Source organism: Flavobacterium cheonhonense (assembly GCF_035671315.1).
GTDB lineage: Bacteria > Bacteroidota > Bacteroidia > Flavobacteriales > Flavobacteriaceae > Flavobacterium > Flavobacterium cheonhonense.
Genome location: NZ_JAXAVY010000002.1, coordinates 215,007 through 235,760 on the forward strand (window position 1 = coordinate 215,007; position 20,754 = coordinate 235,760).

Annotated in this window: 18 protein-coding genes and 1 tRNA gene; 7 read left to right on the forward strand and 12 right to left on the reverse strand. The window is 37.6% G+C overall.

Translation table 11 applies throughout. The features are described 5' to 3' along the window. Positions 1-46 precede the first annotated feature (46 nt). A protein-coding gene (gene prfB, locus SK086_RS06880) for a peptide chain release factor 2 (RefSeq protein ID WP_324690611.1) occupies positions 47-1,145 on the reverse strand; the annotation gives its coding sequence in 2 pieces (ribosomal slippage) (positions 47-1,081 and positions 1,083-1,145; 1,098 coding nt in all). A 104-nt stretch (positions 1,146-1,249) separates the two neighbouring features. Here prfB and SK086_RS06885 point away from each other — a divergent pair. Beyond that, complete coding sequence (locus tag SK086_RS06885) at positions 1,250-2,275, forward strand: threonine aldolase family protein (protein WP_324690612.1); 1,026 nt, start codon at positions 1,250-1,252, stop codon at positions 2,273-2,275. Here SK086_RS06885 and SK086_RS06890 read toward each other — a convergent pair. Together SK086_RS06890 and SK086_RS06895 are read right to left on the reverse strand one after the other, a co-directional pair. After that, a complete protein-coding gene (locus SK086_RS06890; RefSeq protein ID WP_290875847.1) occupies positions 2,272-3,000 on the reverse strand; it encodes a sulfite exporter TauE/SafE family protein in 729 nt (242 codons plus the stop codon). The two genes, SK086_RS06885 and SK086_RS06890, sit on opposite strands and share 4 nt — an antisense overlap. Positions 3,001-3,003: 3 nt before the next feature. Then, positions 3,004-3,327: a YbaB/EbfC family nucleoid-associated protein gene (locus SK086_RS06895; RefSeq protein ID WP_324690613.1), complete on the reverse strand. Its 324-nt coding sequence runs from the start codon at positions 3,325-3,327 to the stop codon at positions 3,004-3,006. 129 nt (positions 3,328-3,456) lie between these two features. Here SK086_RS06895 and SK086_RS06900 point away from each other — a divergent pair, with 129 nt between their 5' ends. Beyond that, positions 3,457-5,517, forward strand: coding sequence for a S9 family peptidase (locus SK086_RS06900; RefSeq protein WP_324690614.1), 2,061 nt, complete (start codon positions 3,457-3,459; stop codon positions 5,515-5,517). An 80-nt stretch (positions 5,518-5,597) separates the two neighbouring features. Then, on the forward strand, positions 5,598-6,638 hold the full coding sequence (locus SK086_RS06905) for a PLP-dependent cysteine synthase family protein (RefSeq protein WP_290875852.1): 1,041 nt from the start codon (positions 5,598-5,600) through the stop codon (positions 6,636-6,638). Positions 6,639-6,675: 37 nt separating this feature from the next. Here SK086_RS06905 and SK086_RS06910 read toward each other — a convergent pair whose 3' ends face one another. The 7 genes from SK086_RS06910 to fahA all read right to left on the reverse strand — a co-directional run bounded on the left by SK086_RS06910 (position 6,676) and on the right by fahA (position 16,173). After that, positions 6,676-7,008, reverse strand: a complete 333-nt coding sequence (locus SK086_RS06910; protein WP_324690615.1) for a hypothetical protein — start codon at positions 7,006-7,008, stop codon at positions 6,676-6,678. Positions 7,009-7,229: 221 nt separating this feature from the next. Further along, entirely contained in the window at positions 7,230-9,716 is a 2,487-nt protein-coding gene (locus SK086_RS06915) for an HD domain-containing protein (RefSeq protein WP_324690617.1), read from the reverse strand. Between the two features lie 158 nt (positions 9,717-9,874). After that, positions 9,875-10,588, reverse strand: coding sequence for a YebC/PmpR family DNA-binding transcriptional regulator (locus SK086_RS06920; RefSeq protein ID WP_324690618.1), 714 nt, complete (start codon positions 10,586-10,588; stop codon positions 9,875-9,877). Between the two features lie 76 nt (positions 10,589-10,664). Next, a complete protein-coding gene (locus SK086_RS06925) occupies positions 10,665-11,699 on the reverse strand; it encodes an LIC11966 family surface protein (protein WP_324690619.1) in 1,035 nt (344 codons plus the stop codon). Positions 11,700-11,702: 3 nt separating this feature from the next. Beyond that, a complete protein-coding gene (locus SK086_RS06930) occupies positions 11,703-13,730 on the reverse strand; it encodes a S41 family peptidase (protein WP_324690620.1) in 2,028 nt (675 codons plus the stop codon). A 4-nt stretch (positions 13,731-13,734) separates the two neighbouring features. Beyond that, positions 13,735-14,817, reverse strand: a complete 1,083-nt coding sequence (gene gcvT, locus SK086_RS06935) for a glycine cleavage system aminomethyltransferase GcvT (protein WP_324690621.1) — start codon at positions 14,815-14,817, stop codon at positions 13,735-13,737. Positions 14,818-14,889: 72 nt separating this feature from the next. Then, positions 14,890-16,173: a fumarylacetoacetase gene (fahA, locus tag SK086_RS06940; RefSeq protein ID WP_324690623.1), complete on the reverse strand. Its 1,284-nt coding sequence runs from the start codon at positions 16,171-16,173 to the stop codon at positions 14,890-14,892. Between the two features lie 109 nt (positions 16,174-16,282). Between fahA and glyA the strand changes: the two genes are divergently transcribed. Further along, positions 16,283-17,557 (forward strand): serine hydroxymethyltransferase, encoded by a 1,275-nt coding sequence (gene glyA / locus SK086_RS06945; RefSeq protein ID WP_324690624.1) that lies wholly within the window; start codon positions 16,283-16,285, stop codon positions 17,555-17,557. A gap of 54 nt (positions 17,558-17,611) precedes the next feature. Here glyA and SK086_RS06950 read toward each other — a convergent pair whose 3' ends face one another. Then, positions 17,612-18,184: a pentapeptide repeat-containing protein gene (locus SK086_RS06950; RefSeq protein WP_324690625.1), complete on the reverse strand. Its 573-nt coding sequence runs from the start codon at positions 18,182-18,184 to the stop codon at positions 17,612-17,614. 162 nt (positions 18,185-18,346) lie between these two features. On the opposite strand from SK086_RS06950, the gene SK086_RS06955 reads away from it, so the two are divergent. The 3 genes from SK086_RS06955 to SK086_RS06965 all read left to right on the forward strand — a co-directional run bounded on the left by SK086_RS06955 (position 18,347) and on the right by SK086_RS06965 (position 20,535). Next, complete coding sequence (locus tag SK086_RS06955; protein ID WP_324690626.1) at positions 18,347-18,874, forward strand: NUDIX hydrolase; 528 nt, start codon at positions 18,347-18,349, stop codon at positions 18,872-18,874. A gap of 64 nt (positions 18,875-18,938) precedes the next feature. Continuing rightward, positions 18,939-20,354: an MATE family efflux transporter gene (locus tag SK086_RS06960; RefSeq protein WP_324690627.1), complete on the forward strand. Its 1,416-nt coding sequence runs from the start codon at positions 18,939-18,941 to the stop codon at positions 20,352-20,354. A gap of 107 nt (positions 20,355-20,461) precedes the next feature. After that, a tRNA-Arg gene (locus SK086_RS06965) sits at positions 20,462-20,535 on the forward strand. Positions 20,536-20,603: 68 nt separating this feature from the next. Here the strand turns inward: SK086_RS06965 and SK086_RS06970 are convergent. Continuing rightward, the gene (locus tag SK086_RS06970) at positions 20,604-20,747 is read right to left on the reverse strand and encodes an SsrA-binding protein (protein WP_324690628.1); all 144 of its coding nucleotides are present in this window, start codon (positions 20,745-20,747) and stop codon (positions 20,604-20,606) included. Positions 20,748-20,754: the final 7 nt, after the last annotated feature.

The following is a 20,754-nucleotide window of genomic DNA, read 5'->3' on the forward strand; positions in this document are numbered from 1 at the left end:
TTCTCAATAGTAAATGGTAAATTGAAATTATTTTCAAAATAATTCATCATTCATCATTCTTCTGTCCCATCATCATCAAATAGGCTTTCAAAAACTCGTCTAAATTCCCATTCATTACGCTATCAACATCACTGGTTTCATATCCTGTGCGAACATCTTTTACTAATTTATACGGATGCATTACGTAATTGCGGATTTGCGAACCCCATTCGATTTTCATCTTTCCGGCTTCTATATCGCTGCGCATTTCCTGACGCTTTTTCAACTCAATTTCGTACAACTGCGATTTCAACATCTGCATCGCCCTTTGACGGTTGTCTTGCTGTGAGCGCGTTTCCGAACACTGAATCTGAATCCCGGTAGGTTTGTGAAATAACTGTACTTTGGTTTCTACCTTGTTTACGTTTTGTCCTCCGGCGCCGCTCGAACGAGAAGTTATGATCTCTATGTCGGCCGGATTGATTTCAATTTCTATTGTATCATCGGCTAAAGGATATACATATACAGAAGCAAACGAAGTATGGCGCTTGGCATTGCTGTCAAATGGCGAAATACGCACTAATCGATGCACACCGTTTTCGCCTTTTAAATACCCAAAAGCAAAATCGCCTTCAATTTCCAAAGTCACCGTTTTAATACCGGCCACATCGCCTTCCTGAAAGTTCAGCTCTTTAACCTTATAGCCTTGGTTTTCCGCCCACATCAAATACATACGCATCAACATCGAAGCCCAATCACAGCTTTCCGTACCACCGGCACCGGCTGTAATTTGCAATACCGCACTCAAACTGTCACCTTCGTCCGAAAGCATGTTGCGGAATTCCAGATTCTCAATATGTGTATTGGCCAGTTCGAACTGATGGTCAAGTTCTTCCTCAGTCGCATCACCTTCTTTAAAAAACTCGTAGGTAATTTGCAATTCTTCGGTTAAACTCTCCGCCTTGTTAAAGTCTTCCACCCATTTTTTCTTAGAGCGCAGGTTTTTCACAATAACTTCAGCTTCCTTGGCGTTATTCCAAAAGTCGGGCGCAAAAGTTTTTTCTTCTTCGTTGGTAATTTCAATCAGTTTGGCATCAATGTCAAAGATACCTCCTCAACGCACCAAGGCGTTCTACAATACCTTTTATTTGTTCGGTATTTGTCATAAATAATGTAGTTTTGTGTTTTAATTTTTAGAAGCTGTTTCCCGTCTCGTCATACTGACGAGAGGGCTAGCCTTAATTGCAAAAATAGACTATCTGACTTTCATATGGAAATAAATTTAATCAGCGATACCGTTACCAAACCGTCACCCGAAATGCTGCAAGCCATGTTCAACGCCAAAGTAGGCGATGACGTGTTCAAACAAGATCCTACCGTAAACGCTTTTGAAAAAATGGTAGCCGATTTGTTTGGTATGGAAGCCGCGTTGTTTTTCCCATCCGGTACTATGGCCAACCAAACCGCTATTAAATTAAATACCAATCCCGGTGACCAAATTATTTGCGATAAATGGTCGCACATCCATCTCTACGAAGCCGGTGGAGCATCATTCAATAGTGGCGTGAATTTCAATTTGCTCGATGGCCAGCGTGGTATGATTACCGCTGAGCAAGTCGCCTCTGGGATTAATGATCCCGAGTTCTATCACGCCCCTTTATCCAAAATGGTCAGCATAGAAAACACCACAAACAAAGGCGGTGGCGCTTGCTATGACATAGCCGAATTACAAAAAATCAAACAAGTTTGTGTTGATAATAATCTCAAATACCACTTAGATGGTGCGCGTTTGTGGAATGCTTTGGTAGCCAAAAAGCAACATCCGAAACAATACGGCGTTTTGTTTGATACCATTTCGGTTTGTTTTTCTAAAGGATTGGGCGCTCCTATTGGCTCAGTTTTAGTGTCTGATGCCGAAACCATGCACAAAGCCTTGCGCATCCGAAAAATATTTGGTGGGAATATGCGCCAATCCGGTTATTTAGCGGCGGCCGGAATATTCGCTTTGCAAAACAATATCAATCGATTGGAAGACGATCACCGTAGGGCTAAAGAGTTGGGACAGCTGTTGCAACAATTGCCTTGGGTTGCCAATGTGTCGCCGATAGAAACCAATATTGTGATTTTTGAAGTCAAAAAACCACTGACCGAGAAGCAAGTCATCGACACCTTAAAAGCCAAAGGCATACTCATCAGTTCCATGGGACAAGGCAAATTACGCATGGTAACGCACCTCGATTACAAGCAAGTTTTACACGAATATGTATTGGAAAATTTAGGTAAAGTGCAGTTCTAAGTCAAAAACTGTTTTCCTATAGAAATCAAGCCAATAAGTAAAATTAAAACCAGTGAAATCATCCTGAATTTCACTTGTGGAATGTAGTCTAACAATTGTTTGCCCAAATACGAACCTACCAAACCGATGACAAAGAGAAACGGCACGTAAACCATATCGTGTTGGTGGATAAATCCGTTTTGGTAATATACAACGGTTCGGGTCAAATCAATCATCATATCGATGGCCGCCGAAGTGGCAATAAAAACGCTTTTTTCCAAATTAAAGGCTGCCATAGTTAATCCTCTAATAGCACCGCCGGTTCCTAACAAACCGGCTGAAAAACCTGAAAAAACGCCACCTAATGTGGCATTTTTTTTATTCGGTGGAATGATTAAATCTTTTTTGATCAGGAAAACCAAACTCATAGCCACCAGGAAAATACCTAAAAGTATTTCCAGCCAATAGCTTTGTAAGTATTTTGATAGTATGCCACCAAGAATAACAAATAGGGCAGAAGGTAGTCCGATATAAAGCAATAACTTTTTATCTAATCCTTTTCGGAACAAGGCTATTTTACTGAGGTTACTCGACAAATGAAAAACGGCTGTCAATCCAAGTACCGAATGGAAATCGAAATAAAAATTACCTATCGGCACAAAAAATACAGAAGAACCAAAGCCACCGACTGTACCAATAATTTCAGCCAATAAGGCCAAGAGTAAAAATGGGTAGCTGATGTTCATGTTTTATTTAAATAAATCCATGCCCGGAATATTCGGCATGCCTTCTTTGGCTACAGCAGCCAACTCAGCCTCGTTAACGTTCGTAGCCTTTTCGATGGCTTTGTTTAAGACCAAAATCAGGTAATCTTCCAATTGTTCTTTGTCTTCTAACAAACTTTCATCTATGGTAATCGAACGAATTTTTCGATTGGCGGTGATGGTTACATGTAGCAAGTTGTCGTTGCTTTTTTCGTCAATCAATACGGTGTCTAAACGTTGTTTTGTAGCTTCAATTTTTTGCTGGGTTTCTTTGAGTTTGCCCATCATGTTCATCATGTCTCCAAACATAAACTATCATTTAAATTAAAGTGCTAAGGTAACAAATACTGTTAATTTCTAAGTGCATAACTTCCGAAGTTTTGTCAAAGTTATGCAGGCATAATACTTATTTTTGTGGATAATAATTTTACGATACTAATGTCAAACGCCATACAACCACCTAAAGCTAAAATAATTCCCAAAATTCTGGAAAAGCACGGTCATTCGAGAACCGATAATTACTATTGGTTGAATGAAAGAGAAAATCCTGAGGTGATTGATTACCTTAACCAAGAAAACGACTACTACCAAAAATCGACTGCCCATACTAAAGATTTCCAAAACAGTTTGTTCGAGGAAATGAAAGCCAGAATTAAGGAAGACGACGAATCGGTGCCTTATTTTTACAACGGTTACTACTACATCACCCGTTTCGAAAAAGGCAAAGATTACCCAATCCATTCCCGAAAAAAAGGCAGTTTGGAAGCGCCCGAAGAAATCATGTTTGATTGCAACGAAATGGCAAAAGGACATGCCTATTTTAACTTAGCCGGCTTGAGTGTAAGTGAAGACAATGTTTGGGCCAGTTTTGGTGTTGATACGGTTTCCAGAAGACAGTACACCATTCAAATCAAGAACTTGCAAACCGGAGAAATTCTGCCGATTAAAATAGAGAATACGACCGGTGGCGCGACTTGGGCAGGTGACAATCAAACCTTATTTTATTCACGTAAAGATGAACAAACCTTGCGTCCGGATAAAATTTACAAACACAAATTGGGGACAAGTCCCGATAAAGACGAATTGGTTTTCTTTGAAAAGGATGAAACTTTTGATGTTTCGGTTTACAAATCGAAATCGAAAAAATATATCATTATCAACTCCAACAGTACCATGACCACGGAATACCGTATGGTTTTATCGGCTACACCGGATGCGAAGTTCACAGTTTTCCAAAAACGAACTCGAGGTTTGGAGTATTCGATGTCGCATTTCGGAGATCATTTTTACATCGTAACCAATAAAGATAAGGCAACCAACTTTAAGCTGATGAAAACGCCGGAAAACACGACAGGCAAAGAAAATTGGGTAGATGTGATTCCGCACCGCGAAGAAGTGTTGCTGGAAGATATTGATATTTTTGCGGCGTATTTAGTGGTTACCGAGCGATACAATGGCCTGAATCAAATTCGAATCATGCCGTGGAATGGGGAAGGAGACTATTATTTGCCTTTTGACAGTGAAACTTTTACGGCTTATACAACTACCAATTTGGATTTTGATACCGAAATACTGCGTTATGCTTTTCAATCATTGGCTACGCCTTCGTCGGTAATCGACTTTAATATGCGAACCAAAACCAAAACGGTTTTGAAAGAGCAAGAAGTTGTTGGAGGTACTTTTGATAAAAACAATTACACTGAAGAACGCGTTTGGGCTACAGCGCAAGACGGAACGCAAGTACCTATTTCGATGGTGTATCGCAAAGGTTTGCAGCAAAACGGGAACAATCCGACTTTGTTGTATGCTTACGGTTCGTATGGGGTTACTATGGATTGCTATTTTTCAACGGTTCGCTTGAGTTTGTTAGACCGTGGCTTTATTTATGCTATTGCGCACATTCGAGGCGGCGAAGATTTAGGTCGACCGTGGTATGAAAATGGCAAACTCTTAAAAAAGAAAAATACTTTTACGGATTTTATCGATTGTTCGAAATTTTTGATTGACCAAAAATACACGTCAAACCAACATTTGTATGCTGAAGGCGGTTCGGCTGGTGGTCTTTTAATGGGCGCTATTGTTAATATGGCACCGTCTTTGTACCACGGCGTAATCGCACAAGTACCTTTTGTAGATGTAGTGACCACGATGTTAGACGACAGTATTCCGCTTACGACCGGTGAATACGACGAATGGGGTAATCCGAATGTGAAGAAGTATTACAATTATATGTTATCATATTCGCCTTATGACAATGTTACGGCTCAGGCGTATCCGCATATGTATGTGTCTACGGGTTTACACGATTCACAAGTGCAATATTGTGAGCCGGCCAAATGGGTGGCCAAACTCAGAGTCTTGAGAACAGACAACAATCAATTGTACTTGGATACTAATATGGACGCGGGACACGGCGGTGCTTCTGGAAGGTTTGAAGCCATCAAGGAAATCGCCAAAGAATACAGTTTTTTGTTAGATTTAGAAGGAATAAAAAAATAGTTTAAAATATTTTATTAAATTTGCAACGTTTGGTAGTCTGTTAAAATGACTTCATAACTACGCCTTGACTAATTTATTTTATGAAAGAAGATATAAAAGCTTACGATAATGTATTAAGTTTAATAGGGAATACTCCGCTGATTAAACTCAACAGAATCACAGAATCTTTACCTGGAAACTTCTACGCTAAAGTGGAAGCTTTCAACCCGGGTCACTCCACTAAAGACAGAATTGCATTATATATTATTGAAGAGGCTGAGAGACAAGGAATTTTAACGCCGGGTGATACCATCATCGAAACCACTTCCGGAAATACCGGTTTTAGTTTGGCTATGGTAAGTATCATTAAAGGATACAACTGTATTTTAGCCGTAAGTTCTAAATCGTCTAAAGATAAAATAGATATGTTGCGCAGTTTGGGCGCGAAAGTATACGTTTGTCCGGCTCACGTTTCTGCCGATGATGAGCGTTCTTACTACAATGTAGCCAAGCGTTTGCACGAAGAAACCAAAGGTTCGGTTTACATCAATCAGTATTTCAACCAATTGAATATTGATGCTCATTACAAAACGACCGGTCCTGAAATTTGGGAACAAACCAACGGGAAAATCACCCATTTAGTGGCTTGTAGCGGTACGGGCGGAACCATTTCCGGAGCAGCTAAGTTTTTAAAAGAAAAAAATCCGAATATCCGAATATTAGGGGTTGATGCTTTTGGTTCAGTTTTAAAAAAATACCACGAAACCAAAGAGTTTGATGCCAACGAAATTTATCCATATCGCATAGAAGGTTTAGGGAAAAATTTAATCCCAACGGCTACTGACTTTGACTCTATTGATCATTTCATGAAAGTAACCGATGAGGAAAGTGCACACACTACTCGTGAGATTGCCAAGAAAGAAGGCTTGTTTGTAGGTTATACTTCCGGAGCGGTTGTGCAAGCGATCAGACAATATGCTGAAGAAGGAGAATTTAACGAAAACAGTAATGTTATTGCTATTTTCCCGGATCACGGATCTCGTTATATGAGCAAAGTATTTAGTGATGATTGGATGAATGAGCAAGGTTTCTTTGACAGTGTTAATGTAGAAGAAACACAAAAAGTGGAATTTATTAAATAGATTGTTAGATTTTTAGATGGTTAGACTTCTTAGAAAGTTAGACTATTAGATATAGAAAACGCCGAGTTTTGCTTGGCGTTTTTGTTTTTATGCTATCGCGCATCGTTTTGTTAATGTCTTTTTCATCATGCTTTGCCTTAAAACGTTTGAGATTGTCGAGATTGATTTCGCCTTTAGCGTCAATTACTTTTTCTTGAATCAATAGGGCGATTAGGAAATCCCATTTTTGTTCGCTGAAGTTTTTGGATTGAATGGTAATATTTTGTTGGGCAAAAATGATTTTCTTGCTGTCGTCGACTTTGCTCTCAGTCTTATTGTTGTCTACAACTATGTTCAGTAATTCTTCTTTTAGTATTGAGTTTGTAAACATACAATTCTTTACCCATCGACTTTTTGGCGAAGTTAAAAGCCGCTGTTTACCCATAATTGATTAATATTGTTTTTTAATTTCACTTCTTGTGCGACGATTGTTGTTGCGGTTAGAAGTAGCGCTGCTATATAGTGTAGAGGTTTCATGGACTTGTAATTTGTTACTAAGTTATGAATTTAATAGGTAGGATTGCAAATTCATGCTATCTAGTCGGATTTAAACTATACTTTAATATATTTTTCTATAATCATATACGGCATTTCAAAATTGTATTTTACTTGTTTGATTAGATTATCCTGCTCGACACGAAATTCTCCCCATTCTTCTTTAATTATTTTTTCTATAAATTCCTTGTGTTCAATTAATTTATCTTGGTCTTCTTCTCGAACGATATTTTTAACACTAAACCTAAAATTTAAGCTAATAAAACCATCACAATCAGGTAACCTACCAGATAGAGAATGACCTTCATGATGAAATTTAATTTCAGAATTTTTTTTCAAATATTGTTTTAATTCCCTTATTGTAAAGAACTCGTAGTTATTATTCTTTTTTGTTAATGTAATAGGTAAATTATCGTCAAAAAAGTTGAATGTTAACAATAGACCTAAATGACTTAATGTATATAAGTTTTTTGCAGGACTTGATTCAATATAAAGTCTCTGCTGTTCTGCCCATTTTTTAATAACATCATATGGAATTAATTTTGAGAATGAATCTCGTTTAATTGAGATTACATCATCAGTGATTATGTAACCAGCAAAACTACCTACTTCATTAATACGAATGCCGTTTGAGAGCACGACAGAAGTTGAGGACAAACCAATGTTTCCGATTTGAGGAAGTATCGTTAATTTGCCATAAAGCCTAAAATCATCTTTGATTTCAAATAATTTAAGATCAAGGGTTTTAAATAAATTTATTATGCCCGTATGGTCTATGTTACTTTCTTTAATAATATGAATATAGTCTATGAAATCATCAAAATTTAAATCATCTATCGCGTTAGGTTTAATTGTATTGATTTTTCCATCCAATTCTTCAATAGTTATTTTAACGTTAGGAGAAGGAATGAAATACTTTACCAATGAAAATAATGTATTTTCATGAAATTGAGAATTGCCAATAAAACCATTCAAAGAAAATGGGTTCTCACTAATTTTAATTGTTATAGAAGTTCCTCTATCAATTACTAAACTTTTTTCAATTTCAGTTGGCTCTCTTAAAATTGGATTTGAAGATAATCCATCATAAAAGTCTAAGGTTTTCATATTGCTTATGGCTTCACCAAATTTCCAAGAAGTAACCGTAATTTTTTTACCTAACATAAAAGTTGAAAAAAAACCAATTCCGAATTTTCCAATAGATTCAAATCCTTTTGTGTGAATACCTTGAAAATCATATTTAAAACGATTACTTTTCCAATATGACCCTCCAAAATCAAGAAGCTCATTTGTCATAATTGTTTGACTCATTCCAATACCATTGTCTGTTATTGTCAAATAAAAATCATCTTCACTCTTTTTTATTGATAATTTAATCTCACCAACATTAGTATTGTTTTGTCCTGTATGAATGCGATACAAATTAATTGCATCTAAACTATTTTGAATTAATTCCCTTAATGCAATATTTATATTTCCGTATAGTTTTATTCCTCCTAATTCAGAAGCAATATGTACAGGATTTGTGACTTTAATTTGAGTGTCAATAGAGTTCCATCCAATTGTTCTAATATATTTTTTTCCAAGTTCAAGTGTGTCGTTAATTGATTTAACACCTCTTGCTGAAAAACCTTCCAACTGATTTACATCAAAATATTCGTTAGCATTTTTCAATTCTTTATCCAATACCTGTAATGCTTCATAACAAAACCACCAAGCTTTTTGTTCAGTTGAAGAAAATGGAGTGTTTGTAGAATACATTAATAATCCATCATTCGATAATTGTGGAAAACCTAATTTCTTTTGAAAAGTCCAATGCTCTTTTGATATACCTTGAATTTCAGAAATCATTCTATTAGTTTTGGGAGTTCTCAAATTATCAATATGAGCTGCATCAGCAGTTCGTAATATAAATGATAGTTTTTGACAGTCTATTGACCAATCTGTTGGAAAGTTGGGATTTGAATACTTAGGGCCGAATTCTCTTTCAATATAATTAATGTTACAAGTATGGCTTTTAGCAATTTTACCTATAATTAGCCCTAATTCCTCTCTTAAATTTATATCAGAAATTAGATATTCACCTTCACGCAGTGAATCAGTTGCAATGCGTAATGCAAAGTCTCCATGCCTTTGTCTAATTGTGTAGAATAAAGCTTCATCTTTAACTGCAGGTGAGTTTTCATTCTTAATAATAAAATCAGTATAAAGTGGGTCTTTTTCTATTTCATTTTGATTATTTAGAACAGAATAACACATGCCTGCATCATGTACTAAAAAGACAGTGTGCAAAACAAATGCCTCTAATGGATTTATAAAATCTTTTTTTTCGCCGATAATTATACTAGCATAGTTCCATAACATTCTTGAATGAACAATAGAATGATCAGTTAAATATGGAAAGTCATCAGTAATACTTTTTAAATAATTTTGGATAGTATATTCTATTAAAGTAAGATTTGACTTTAACTCATCAATCTTAGTTTGATTTTTCCATATTGAAACATCAAAGGCATTATTAAAAAGTTGATTTTCTATTGTCATTTTAAAAAATTCACAGTTTTGATTACGATCTCAATTTTATGCATTTAATATTTATAATAATACTTGCATAGTAAAAGTAGCAAAATTCCTCTTACAAAAAAAACGCCAAGCAAAATGCCCGGCGTTTATATTTAAAATTTGATATCGAATATCAAATATTACTCTTGCATGGTGTGGTAAACGTTCATCACGTCGTCGTCTTCCTCAATTTTTTCCAATAGTTTTTCAACATCGGCTATTTGATCTTCGGTCAACTCTTTGGTGATTTGCGGAATTCTGTCAAAACCGGAAGATAAAATCTCTAAACCGCGGTTTTCTAATTCTTTTTGGATGGCACCAAAGCTTTCGAAAGGCGCATACATCACGATGCCGTCTTCCTCATCGGCAAAAATTTCTTCTACACCGAAATCAATCATTTCCAATTCTAATTCTTCTACATCTTGTCCGGCAGCCGGAATACGGAAGTTACAAGTGTGGTCGAACATGAATTCTACCGAACCTTGCGTTCCCAAAGTACCGTTACATTTGTTAAAGTAGCTTCGAATATTGGCTACTGTACGGTTATTGTTGTCGGTAGCCGTTTCGATTAGGACAGCGATTCCGTGTGGTGCATAACCTTCAAACAATACTTCTTTATAGTTGGCTGTATCTTTATCAGTGGCTTTTTTAATGGCACGTTCTACGTTTTCTTTCGGCATATTGACCGCTTTGGCATTTTGCATAACAGCTCTCAAACGTGAATTAGCTTCCGGGTTTGGTCCGCCTTCTTTTACTGCCATCACGATATCTTTTCCGATACGAGTAAACGCTTTGGCCATAGCTGCCCAACGTTTCATTTTTCTTCCTTTTCTAAATTCAAATGCTCTTCCCATTGCTGATAGAATTTGTTTTAATTTGAGTGCAAAAATAAGGTAATAATCGATTAATGCAAATGATAGTCGTTACAAATTATCCCACCGGAACATGACTTGAGATAAAGGTTTCTCCCGTGTTATTCCACTGGTCTATTATGGCGTTTTTTTCTTGAAAATTGGCCGAATTGGTTTTGTTATAGGTGTCGATTTCTTTGTTTACCTGTTTTACCATAGTGTTGTAATTATCGATTTCCTCTTTGGTTCGGTCTTTATCGGATTTGGATTCAAGCGATTTTTTAGCTGCTTCAAATTTTTCGTTGAACATCATAAAAGCCACTACTTTCGGGGCGAATTGTTCTCCTTGTTTTTTGTAGAATTCCAAAGCTTTTTTAGTAATCAAAACCATCGAATTGTCCGTACCGAAAGGTTTTACAGTTTTCAGCTTTTCCAAGCCTTCATTGGCATATTGTACCAAAGTAGCTGCATTTTGTTGGATGCCGCCGATGTCGTTTTTTTCTATCGCATTAGACAAATACAAATCGGTTACATTCGCTTTAAAGAAGATTAGGTATAGCTCGGTATGGTAGGCAAAAACTTCGTTAGAGATTTTGATTTTTTGTCCCAATTCACTGGTGTTTTCCGACAGTGTAATGTTGTATTTAGCGCAGAAATTCTTTTGGGCTAACTCGGCTTTCTCGTTTTCGGCATCAATTTTTTTATTGACCAAATCACGTGTCATGATGTACGCTTCCATCGCATCATAGGATTGCTCGGCCACTTCTTGCATGTCGATAATTTTATCGTATTCTTCGTTGATGTTTTTTTCTGAAATACTTAAGTATTCCAAAATTTGGTTGCGGTATTCCACATCGCCTTGGTAGCCGTCTTTTAAACCGGCAATTTTTTTACTGGCCGTTTGGATGCTTTTTACCAATAGTTTTCGGGTGTTGTCAATGCGACGTGCGCTTTTGGAATGTGCCACGGCCGAAGTGTATTTCCACATGCTTCTGGAAATGTTTTCTTGTTCTTTGCCGATATAATTCAAATAGTCTACCGGTGTTTTAAATTCCTGTGCTTGCAAACTGATGCTGGCAAAAAACACTAAAGTGATAAGCAGTCTTTTTTTCATAAGTTAGGGTTTAAGGGTAAGGCAATCGGATAAAATGTTCAACGCTTCGGCGATGTGATAATTTTGTTGAATTTCTTTGCTTCTTTCCAGGTTGGTACTTTTCAGGTATTCGTCAAATTTTTGATTTTCAAGATCGATGGAGTTTTGAACGATGGTAATGTCTTGCGCTGTTTCTCCGGTCTCTTTAATAGTTTTCCAAAGCGCATTCATTTTATTGACATCTTCAAAAACATTCGAGAATTGTAATGTTATTGGCGGTAAATCACCTTCATACAATGGGTTGATTTTGTTGTTAAGTGCTATGACTTGCTTTGCATAAACATTATTTTGAATGCGAATTTGACTCTGTTGGATCACTTTTGATTTTGACCCGTCTTCCGGTAAACGATTGTATTTTAGACTAACGCTGAGCACATCGTTTTTTAAAGCCGTTTTATTGCTGTCTTCTCGCGGCATTTGCTTGTCGAATAACAGCGGAATTTCTACATCGGGTGTAATACCAATGTATTGATTGCTCTTTCCGGTAATGCGATAGAATTTTTCTAAAGTCAGCTTTACGAACTCCTGATTTTCTTCATCAATAGGAATAATGCGCTGCATCGAAGCTTTGCCTAAAGATCGATTGCCTATAATGATCGCTCTGTTATAATCTTGCATGGCATTGGCAAAAAATTCGCTGGCCGAAGCCGAAAAGCCGTTAATCATCACAATCATCGGTCCGTTGTAAATGGTACCGCGATTTTGATCTTTGAGTATTTCACGCTTTTGCTTGCCATCGCTCATTACGGCTAACGGACCAACATCGATAAATAGTCCACTTAAACGAATGGCTTCTTCCATCGAGCCGCCGCCATTGTTTTGAATATCGATTATAATACCGCTAACACCATCTTCTTTAAGTTTATAGACCTCTTTGGCTACATCATTACTTACGCTGGATTTACCATTTTCAAACGTCGCATAAAAACTCGGAATTCGGATGTATCCAAAATAAGCTTCGCCTTTTTTGAGTTTGAAACTGTACACGTTATTCTGATAGTCTTTCATGACTTTTTTCCGTAAACGAACACTGTAGATTTCTCCGCTTTTTTTCCTAAAGGTAAAATCAGCTTCTTGGTATTCTTTGGAATTGATGATTTCCTCGATTTTTTTTAACGAAGAACAGGCAATATGGTATTCGCTGTTTTGATGGGCGACTTTAAGCAGTTGATCGCCTTTGTCGATTTTTTCACTGAAATAAGCCGAACTGCCGGGTATGATTTCTTCCACAGTCATTTCATCTTTGTCAGACATCGCCATATAAAAACCGAAAGTCATGTTATCGGAACTAACCGTAGCATAGAAAGACGATTTGTCACTTTCGGAAAAATAATCAGTATGCGGGTCAAAATAGGAGCAGAAGGTGCTGAAAAACAAGCTGTAAAATTCACTTTTCGTTAAAACGTAACTTTCGGATTTACACTCGTATTGCTCCATTACTTTGTCTTTACTTTCGTTGGCTAACTTGTCAAAGTGTTGTGTAAGCGAATCTTTGTTAGTGCTCAATTCGGCCACTTCTCGCAACACATTGAACAGCAATCGCTTTTTGTAAAGATGTTGTAATTCTTTTTCGTCTTTGGCATACGGGAAAGCCTTGCGGGAAAATTGCACTTGTTCGTTGCTGCTTAGTGGAAATGGTTCTTTTTTAATAGCTTCCAATAGCCTTTTGTAACGCTCAGTTGTTTTGGTATAAGCCGAATAAAAGTCGGTTAAAAACGCACAATTATTATTGTTTAAATAATCGTCAATTTGGTATTGATGCTTTTCTAAAGCTTTGATTTCAGGCGCAATAAATAAGCGATTGTCTTCGTCTAAGCGACTCAAAAAAGTTTTAAAAACATAAACCGATAAACTGTCGTCTATCGGTTTAGGCTTGTAGTGAAAATCCTGTATGAGCTTGTTGATTTTTGCCACTGTTTCACATGGATTCTTTTCGGTTTGCCCAAAGAGAAAAAAAGGAAAAACTAAAGCGGCTAATAAGGATTTGGTCACACGGTTATTTTTTGTAGAAAGGCATTTTAACTACTTTGGCCTTTACTTTATTATTTCTGATTTGGATAAAGATTTCCGAGTCAACGCCGGCAAATTCGGTGGCAACATAGCCCATACCGATACCTTTGCCCAATGACGGCGCCATAGTTCCGGAAGTTACAATACCGATGTTGTTTCCGTTGGCATCCACAATTTCGTAATCGTGTCTCGGAATACCTCTTTCGATTAATTCAAAACCGATAAGTTTGCGCGTTACGCCGGCTTCTTTTTGTTTTTTCAGATTTTCCGAATTGGTGAAGTCTTTGGTGAATTTGGTAATCCAACCTAAACCGGCTTCAATAGGCGAAGTCGTGTCGTTGATATCGTTGCCATACAAGCAGAATCCCATTTCCAAGCGAAGTGTATCGCGTGCTGCTAAGCCAATTGGTTTGATACCGAATGCGGCTCCGGCTTCAAAAACTTTATGCCAAACTTGTTCTACTTCTGAGTTCTTGCAATAGATTTCAAATCCTCCCGAACCGGTATAACCCGTAGCGGAGATGATTACATTGTCGATTCCGGCAAATGGTCCGACTTCAAAGTGGTAATATTTGATTGCTGCTAAATCAACATTGGTTAAGGATTGCATAGCTTCAACCGCTTTTGGTCCTTGGATAGCCAACAACGAATAGTCGTCGGATAAGTTGCGCATGTCAACACCCAAATCGTTGTGTGATGAAATCCAATTCCAATCTTTGTCAATATTAGAAGCATTAACGACCAATAAATATTGATCTTCTTTCATGCGATACACAATCAAATCGTCTACAATACCGCCATCATTATTGGGCAAGCAAGAATATTGTGCACGACCAATTTCCAAAACCGAAGCGTCGTTTGAAGTCACTTTTTGGATTAGCGCCAAAGCGTTTTCACCGGTTAGTAAAAATTCTCCCATGTGGGAAACGTCAAAAACGCCAACACCGTTTCTAACGGTTTCGTGTTCGGCGTTCACACCTTCATATTGTACCGGCATATTGTAACCGGCAAACGGCACCATCTTGGCACCTAAACTCTCATGAATGTGTGATAAAGCTGTATTTTTCATTGTTATTAGTGTAATTTATTTAAAATTTAGTTGTTGTTGTTGTTGTTGTTTTATTTTCTTTTTGTTGAAAGGTTATTTTCTAACGAATGGTGGTAGAAGCTTAGTGCTCACTTCACCAAAACCAATACGAATTGAACTGTTTTGACAATGGCCTTTGATGGTTACCGTGTCATTATCGTTGATGAATTTACGTTCAGTGCCGTCACTCATAGTTAATGGATTTTTGCCACCCCAAGTCAACTCCAACATAGAACCGAAACTGTCTGGTGTCGGACCCGAAATAGTTCCGGAACCCATCATGTCACCCGAATTTACCCGACAACCGTTGGAGGTATGATGCGCCAATTGTTGTGACATTGACCAATACATGTATTTGAAATTGGATTTGGAAACCAATGTCGGTTGAGCGTTTTCAGGTTCTATATAAACTTCCAAGTTGATATCGAAAGCGTGTTTTCCTTTTTGTTGCAAATAGGGCAGTGGTGTTGGTTCTTGAACCGGACCTTTGCATCGGAAAGGCTCTAAAGCATCCATGGTAACAATCCATGGAGAAATGGAAGAGGCAAAGTTTTTGGCTAAGAACGGTCCAAGTGGCACATATTCCCATTTCTGAATGTCGCGCGCACTCCAATCGTTAAGCAACACCATACCAAAAATATAATCTTCCGCTTCTGTAACCGGAATGTTTTCTCCCATTATATTGGCATCTGTAGTGATGAAAGCCGTTTCTAATTCGAAATCGACTAAACGTGACGGACCGAAAACCGGAGTTGATTCGCCATTTGGTAAGGTTTGTCCCATTGGTCGGTGCACCGGAATGCCAGACGGAATAATGGTTGAACTTCTACCGTGATAGCCAACGGGAATGTGCAACCAGTTCGGCAACAAAGCATTGGCAGGATCACGGAACATTTTACCCACATTAGTGGCGTGTTCTTTACTGGAGTAAAAATCAGTGTAATCACCAATTAAAACCGGCAATTGCATTTCTACTTCATCCATAGTGAAGATGACAATTTCTCGGTGTTCCTTATTGTCTCTGAGTTTAGGATTGTTGCTGTCGAAAATATCACCAATGCGATTTCTTACCAAACGCCAAGTTTTTTTGCCGTCTGAAATAAAATCGTTTAAGGTGTCTTGCATGAACATATCATCGGTCAAATCGATGCCTTCGAAATAATTCAATTGTTGTAAAGCGCCTAAATCGATAGCGTAATCACCTATACGGGTTCCGATGGTAATGACATCATCTTTGGTTAGAAAAACACCGAACGGAATATTTTGAATAGGGAAGTCACTGTTCTCGGGAACGTTAAGCCATGATTTTCGATTGGGATCGTTGGTTGAATTTGGCATGATGCTGTTGATTTAGTTGTTGAAAAATTAGCAATCAAATATATCATTAACTATTAATTTAACAAACGATTTTCGTAATTTTGACCTCAATTTAACGAAATATATTGAAATGCAACGCGACGAACAAATTTTTGACTTAATCCTTGAAGAACAAGACAGACAAATTCAGGGAATTGAACTCATTGCTTCTGAGAACTTTGTGAGTGATCAAGTAATGGAAGCCGCCGGTTCTGTGCTTACCAATAAGTATGCTGAAGGCTATCCCGGAAAAAGATATTACGGTGGTTGTGAAGTGGTAGATGTGATTGAGCAAATTGCCATCGACAGAGCCAAAGCTTTGTTTGGTGCCGAATATGTAAATGTACAGCCGCACTCCGGTTCACAAGCCAATACTGCTGTTTTTGCTGCTTGTTTGAAACCTGGCGACAAAATTTTAGGATTCGATTTGTCTCACGGCGGTCACTTAACACACGGTTCACCGGTAAACTTTTCCGGAAAATTATACAGTCCGGTATTTTACGGAGTAGACCAGGAAACCGGTGTATTGAACTACGACAAGATTCAGGAAATCGCCACCAAAGAACAACCTAAAATGATTATTGCCGGTGCGTCGGCGTATTCTCGTGACATGGATTTTAAACGATTCCGTGAAATCGCAGACAGCGTTGGTGCTTTATTGTTGGCCGATATTTCGCATCCTGCCGGTTTAATTGCCAAAGGATTAATGAACGACCCAATTCCACATTGTCATATCGTAACCACTACAACGCACAAAACTTTGCGCGGTCCAAGAGGCGGAATGATTATGATGGGGAAAGATTTCGAAAATCCGTGGGGATTAACCACTCCGAAAGGAGAAATCAGAATGATGTCGCATGTTTTAGACATGTCGGTTTTCCCGGGTAACCAAGGCGGACCTTTAGAGCATATCATTGCTGCCAAAGCAGTTGCTTTTGGTGAAGCTTTATCAGATGAGTTCTTCACTTACGCTTTACAAGTACAAAAAAATGCCAAAGCCATGGCGGAAGCTTTTGTAAAAAGAGGTTATAACTTAATTTCGGGTGGAACGGATAACCACATGATGTTAATCGATTTGAGAAACAAAAACATCACCGGTAAAGAGGCTGAAATCGCTTTAGGTAAAGCTGAAATCACGGTGAACAAAAACATGGTGCCTTTTGACGATAAATCACCTTTCGTTACTTCCGGTATTCGTGTTGGAACGCCTGCCATTACCACTCGTGGTTTGGTAGAAAGCGATATGGAAACGATAGTCGATTTGATTGACCGCGTTATCAACAATGCTACCAACGATGAAATGTTGGAATCTATAGCTGATGAAGTAAATGAGATGATGAGCGAAAGAGCGATTTTCGTTTACTAAACTGAGATTTAAATTTGATACTAAAAACCTTCAAGAGCTATTTTAAAGGTTTTTTTATTTGACCACTATATCGTATTTCTCCAACAATCCTTTTAAGCCATCTGTACTAAAGATGGCTTTTTTGATTTTGTTTTTTTCCGGATCAAAAGCATAATCATAACTGGTCGAAAAATCGGCTTTGTTGGCAATGGTGTCGATAAATACAGCTCTTCTCAAATTACAGTTGTCGAATAGTACTTCGGTCAAATCACAGCCCATAAAATCTACGGCTATCATACTGCAATTGATGAATTGCATTTTGCGGAGCTTTAACGCATAAAATTTTGCATAATCCAGTAAACAATCCTTGAAGTGAAATTCATAAATCACTTGATCTGTCATAGCAAAATTGACATTGGTAAAATTGCATTTATTGAACCAAACTCCTCGCAGAGAGACGTAGTTGATTTTAGCATCTTTGAAATTACAATCGAAAAAAGTACAATCGACAAACGAAATGGTTTTGAAAGTGCAATTCGTAAAGTCGCAGTGACGAAACGTACAATTCTCAAACTCTTTGTATTGGGTATTGTCGTCATCAAAAATGTCAAACTGAAATTCTTGATCCAAGATATAATCGGAAGCCATAATGGAAATTTTAGCGGTAAATCTACTAAATAAAATACCAAATCTCAGCTAACCAGTGTTGATAAAATTTAAGCGATTGCTTTCGTTTTTAAACCAATTCAGAAAAGATAATAGTACATTTGGTTGCCTCCAAAACAATAAAGTTTTCTCTAAAATTTAATCATGACAGCAGGTACTAACTTTTTTAATTATTGTCCGAGTTGCAGCTCGACAAATTTTGAGTACAACAACAATTTCAAATTTTATTGCTATGATTGCGACTTCGTATTGTACCACAACATAGCGGCGACAGTTGCCTTGGTTTTTACATTCGATAATAAAATTTTGTTTACGGTCAGAAATGTCGATCCGGACAAAGGCAAGCTCGACTTACCCGGTGGCTTTATCGACCCGAATGAAACTGCAGAGGAAGCGGCTTGCAGAGAAATTGCAGAAGAGTTAGGGTTAAAAATCAAGCCAAGTGATTTAAAATATATAACCACTTCACCAAATAATTATTTGTATAAAAATGTGGCTTATCGAACGCTGGATATTTTTTATGAATGTCGATTAACTAACGATGCAATTACCATCAATGCCAAAGATGAAATTCAGCAGTTGGTGTGGTTGAAGCGTGATGCAATAGATTTGGATGCCATCGGTTTTATCTCTATCCGAAAAGTTATACAAGACCATTATCTTATAAATTAATAGTGATTTGACACACTATTTCTTTTAAAAACTTATTTTTGATGACAATAATCCATCAATCATTATGTCATCTAATCAAAACAAACTCTTCAGGCTTTTTAAACTTATTAAGCAATCGCTCAAAGGAGAAGAGCACGATTATACCCAAGGCAATGTAAAAACGGCCATACTGTTGCTTGCTGTTCCTATGATTTTGGAATTGAGCTTGGAATCGGTATTTGCGGTGGTTGACATTTATTTTGTTGGGCATTTGCCTAATGCCGATGTTGCTGTGGCTACCGTAGGTTTAACCGAAGCTGTAATTTCTTTGGTGTATACTTTAGGTATTGGGTTGAGTGTGGGAGCCACTGCTATAGTAGCACGTAGGGTAGGTGAAAAAGATTTTACAGAAGCTTCTAAATCAGGAGCTCAAGCCATATGGGTTTCTATTTTGATTGCTATAGCGGTTGCTTTAGCCGGTGTTTATTTCGCTGCTGATATTTTAGCTTTAATGGGAGCAAAACCGGAAGTAATCTCGGAAGGAAAAGTATTTGCTCAAATCATTTTTGCCAGTAGTCCGGCGATTATTTTGTTGTTTTTAATCAACGGAATTTTCAGAGGTGCTGGCGATGCTGCTATGGCTATGAGAAGTTTATGGTTGGCCAGCATTATTAATATTATTTTATGTCCGCTTTTAATTTACGGTTACGGTCCGTTTCCCGAATTAGGATTGAAAGGTGCGGCCATCGCTACTGCAGTAGGCAGAAGCATCGGTGTTTTATACCAATGTTACCATTTGTTCTTTAAAAACAGAACGATACAAATTTACCGTCATTATTTTAGGCCTAATATGGAAATTGTCTCATCACTGTTGGGTATTTCGATGCCGGCTATGTTGCAATTTTTTATCCAAAGCGGCAGTTGGATAGTACTCACTTATATCGTTTCAATCACCGGCAGTACTGATGCTAGTGCCGGTTATCAGATAGCGATACGAAATGTGGTATTCTTTATTTTACCGGCTTGGGGTTTGAGCAATGCGGCAGCCACTTTAGTAGGTCAGAATTTAGGCGCTCAGCAGCCGGAACGTGCCCAGCAAAGTGTGATGTTAACCACCAAATACAATGTGATTTTTATGAGTGTGGTGACCATACTTTTTGTAGTGTTTTCAGAATGGATTATCAGTTTTTATACTGCTGATGAAGTTATATTGGCTTACGGAAGCAAAGCCTTACGGATTATCGGATTTGGATATGTTTTTTATGGTATCGGAATGGTAATGATACAAGCATTAAACGGTGCCGGTGATACCAAAACCCCTACATGGATTAATGTATTTTGTTTTTGGATGATACAAATTCCGTTGGCTTGGTTTTTGGCGGTTTATTCAGGATTGGGTCCGGTAGGTGCATTTATTGCCATTCCAACAGCCGAAACAGTATTGGCATTATTGGCTTATTATTTTTTCAAAAAAGGAAAATGGAAAGCCGTTAAAGTGTAGTAGCTTTAATAACCAGTCAGTTGCAATTTTTTGTCATCTTTTTTGATTTTTAAATCATTTTTGATTTGCAAGTTTATCAAATATCCCTATATTTGCACCCACAAAAAGGCCTCGTGGCGCAACTGAATAGCGCATCTGATTACGGCTCAGAAGGTTACAGGTTTGAATCCTGTCGAGGTCACAACAATCATCCCGAAACACTTCATTTACAAGGTTTCGGGATTTTTTGTATCTGTAATGAAACAACAATTAATTATCCAATGCTTTACAGGTTACATAATACCGCCAAGCCAATATAGCCAATTGCCATTTTTTAGCTTTGGCCGGATCTAATCTTTGTTTGGTAAAGCTGGGTAAGAGGATTTTATTTAATTTGGCTAAGACTTTATACATGTGGAAA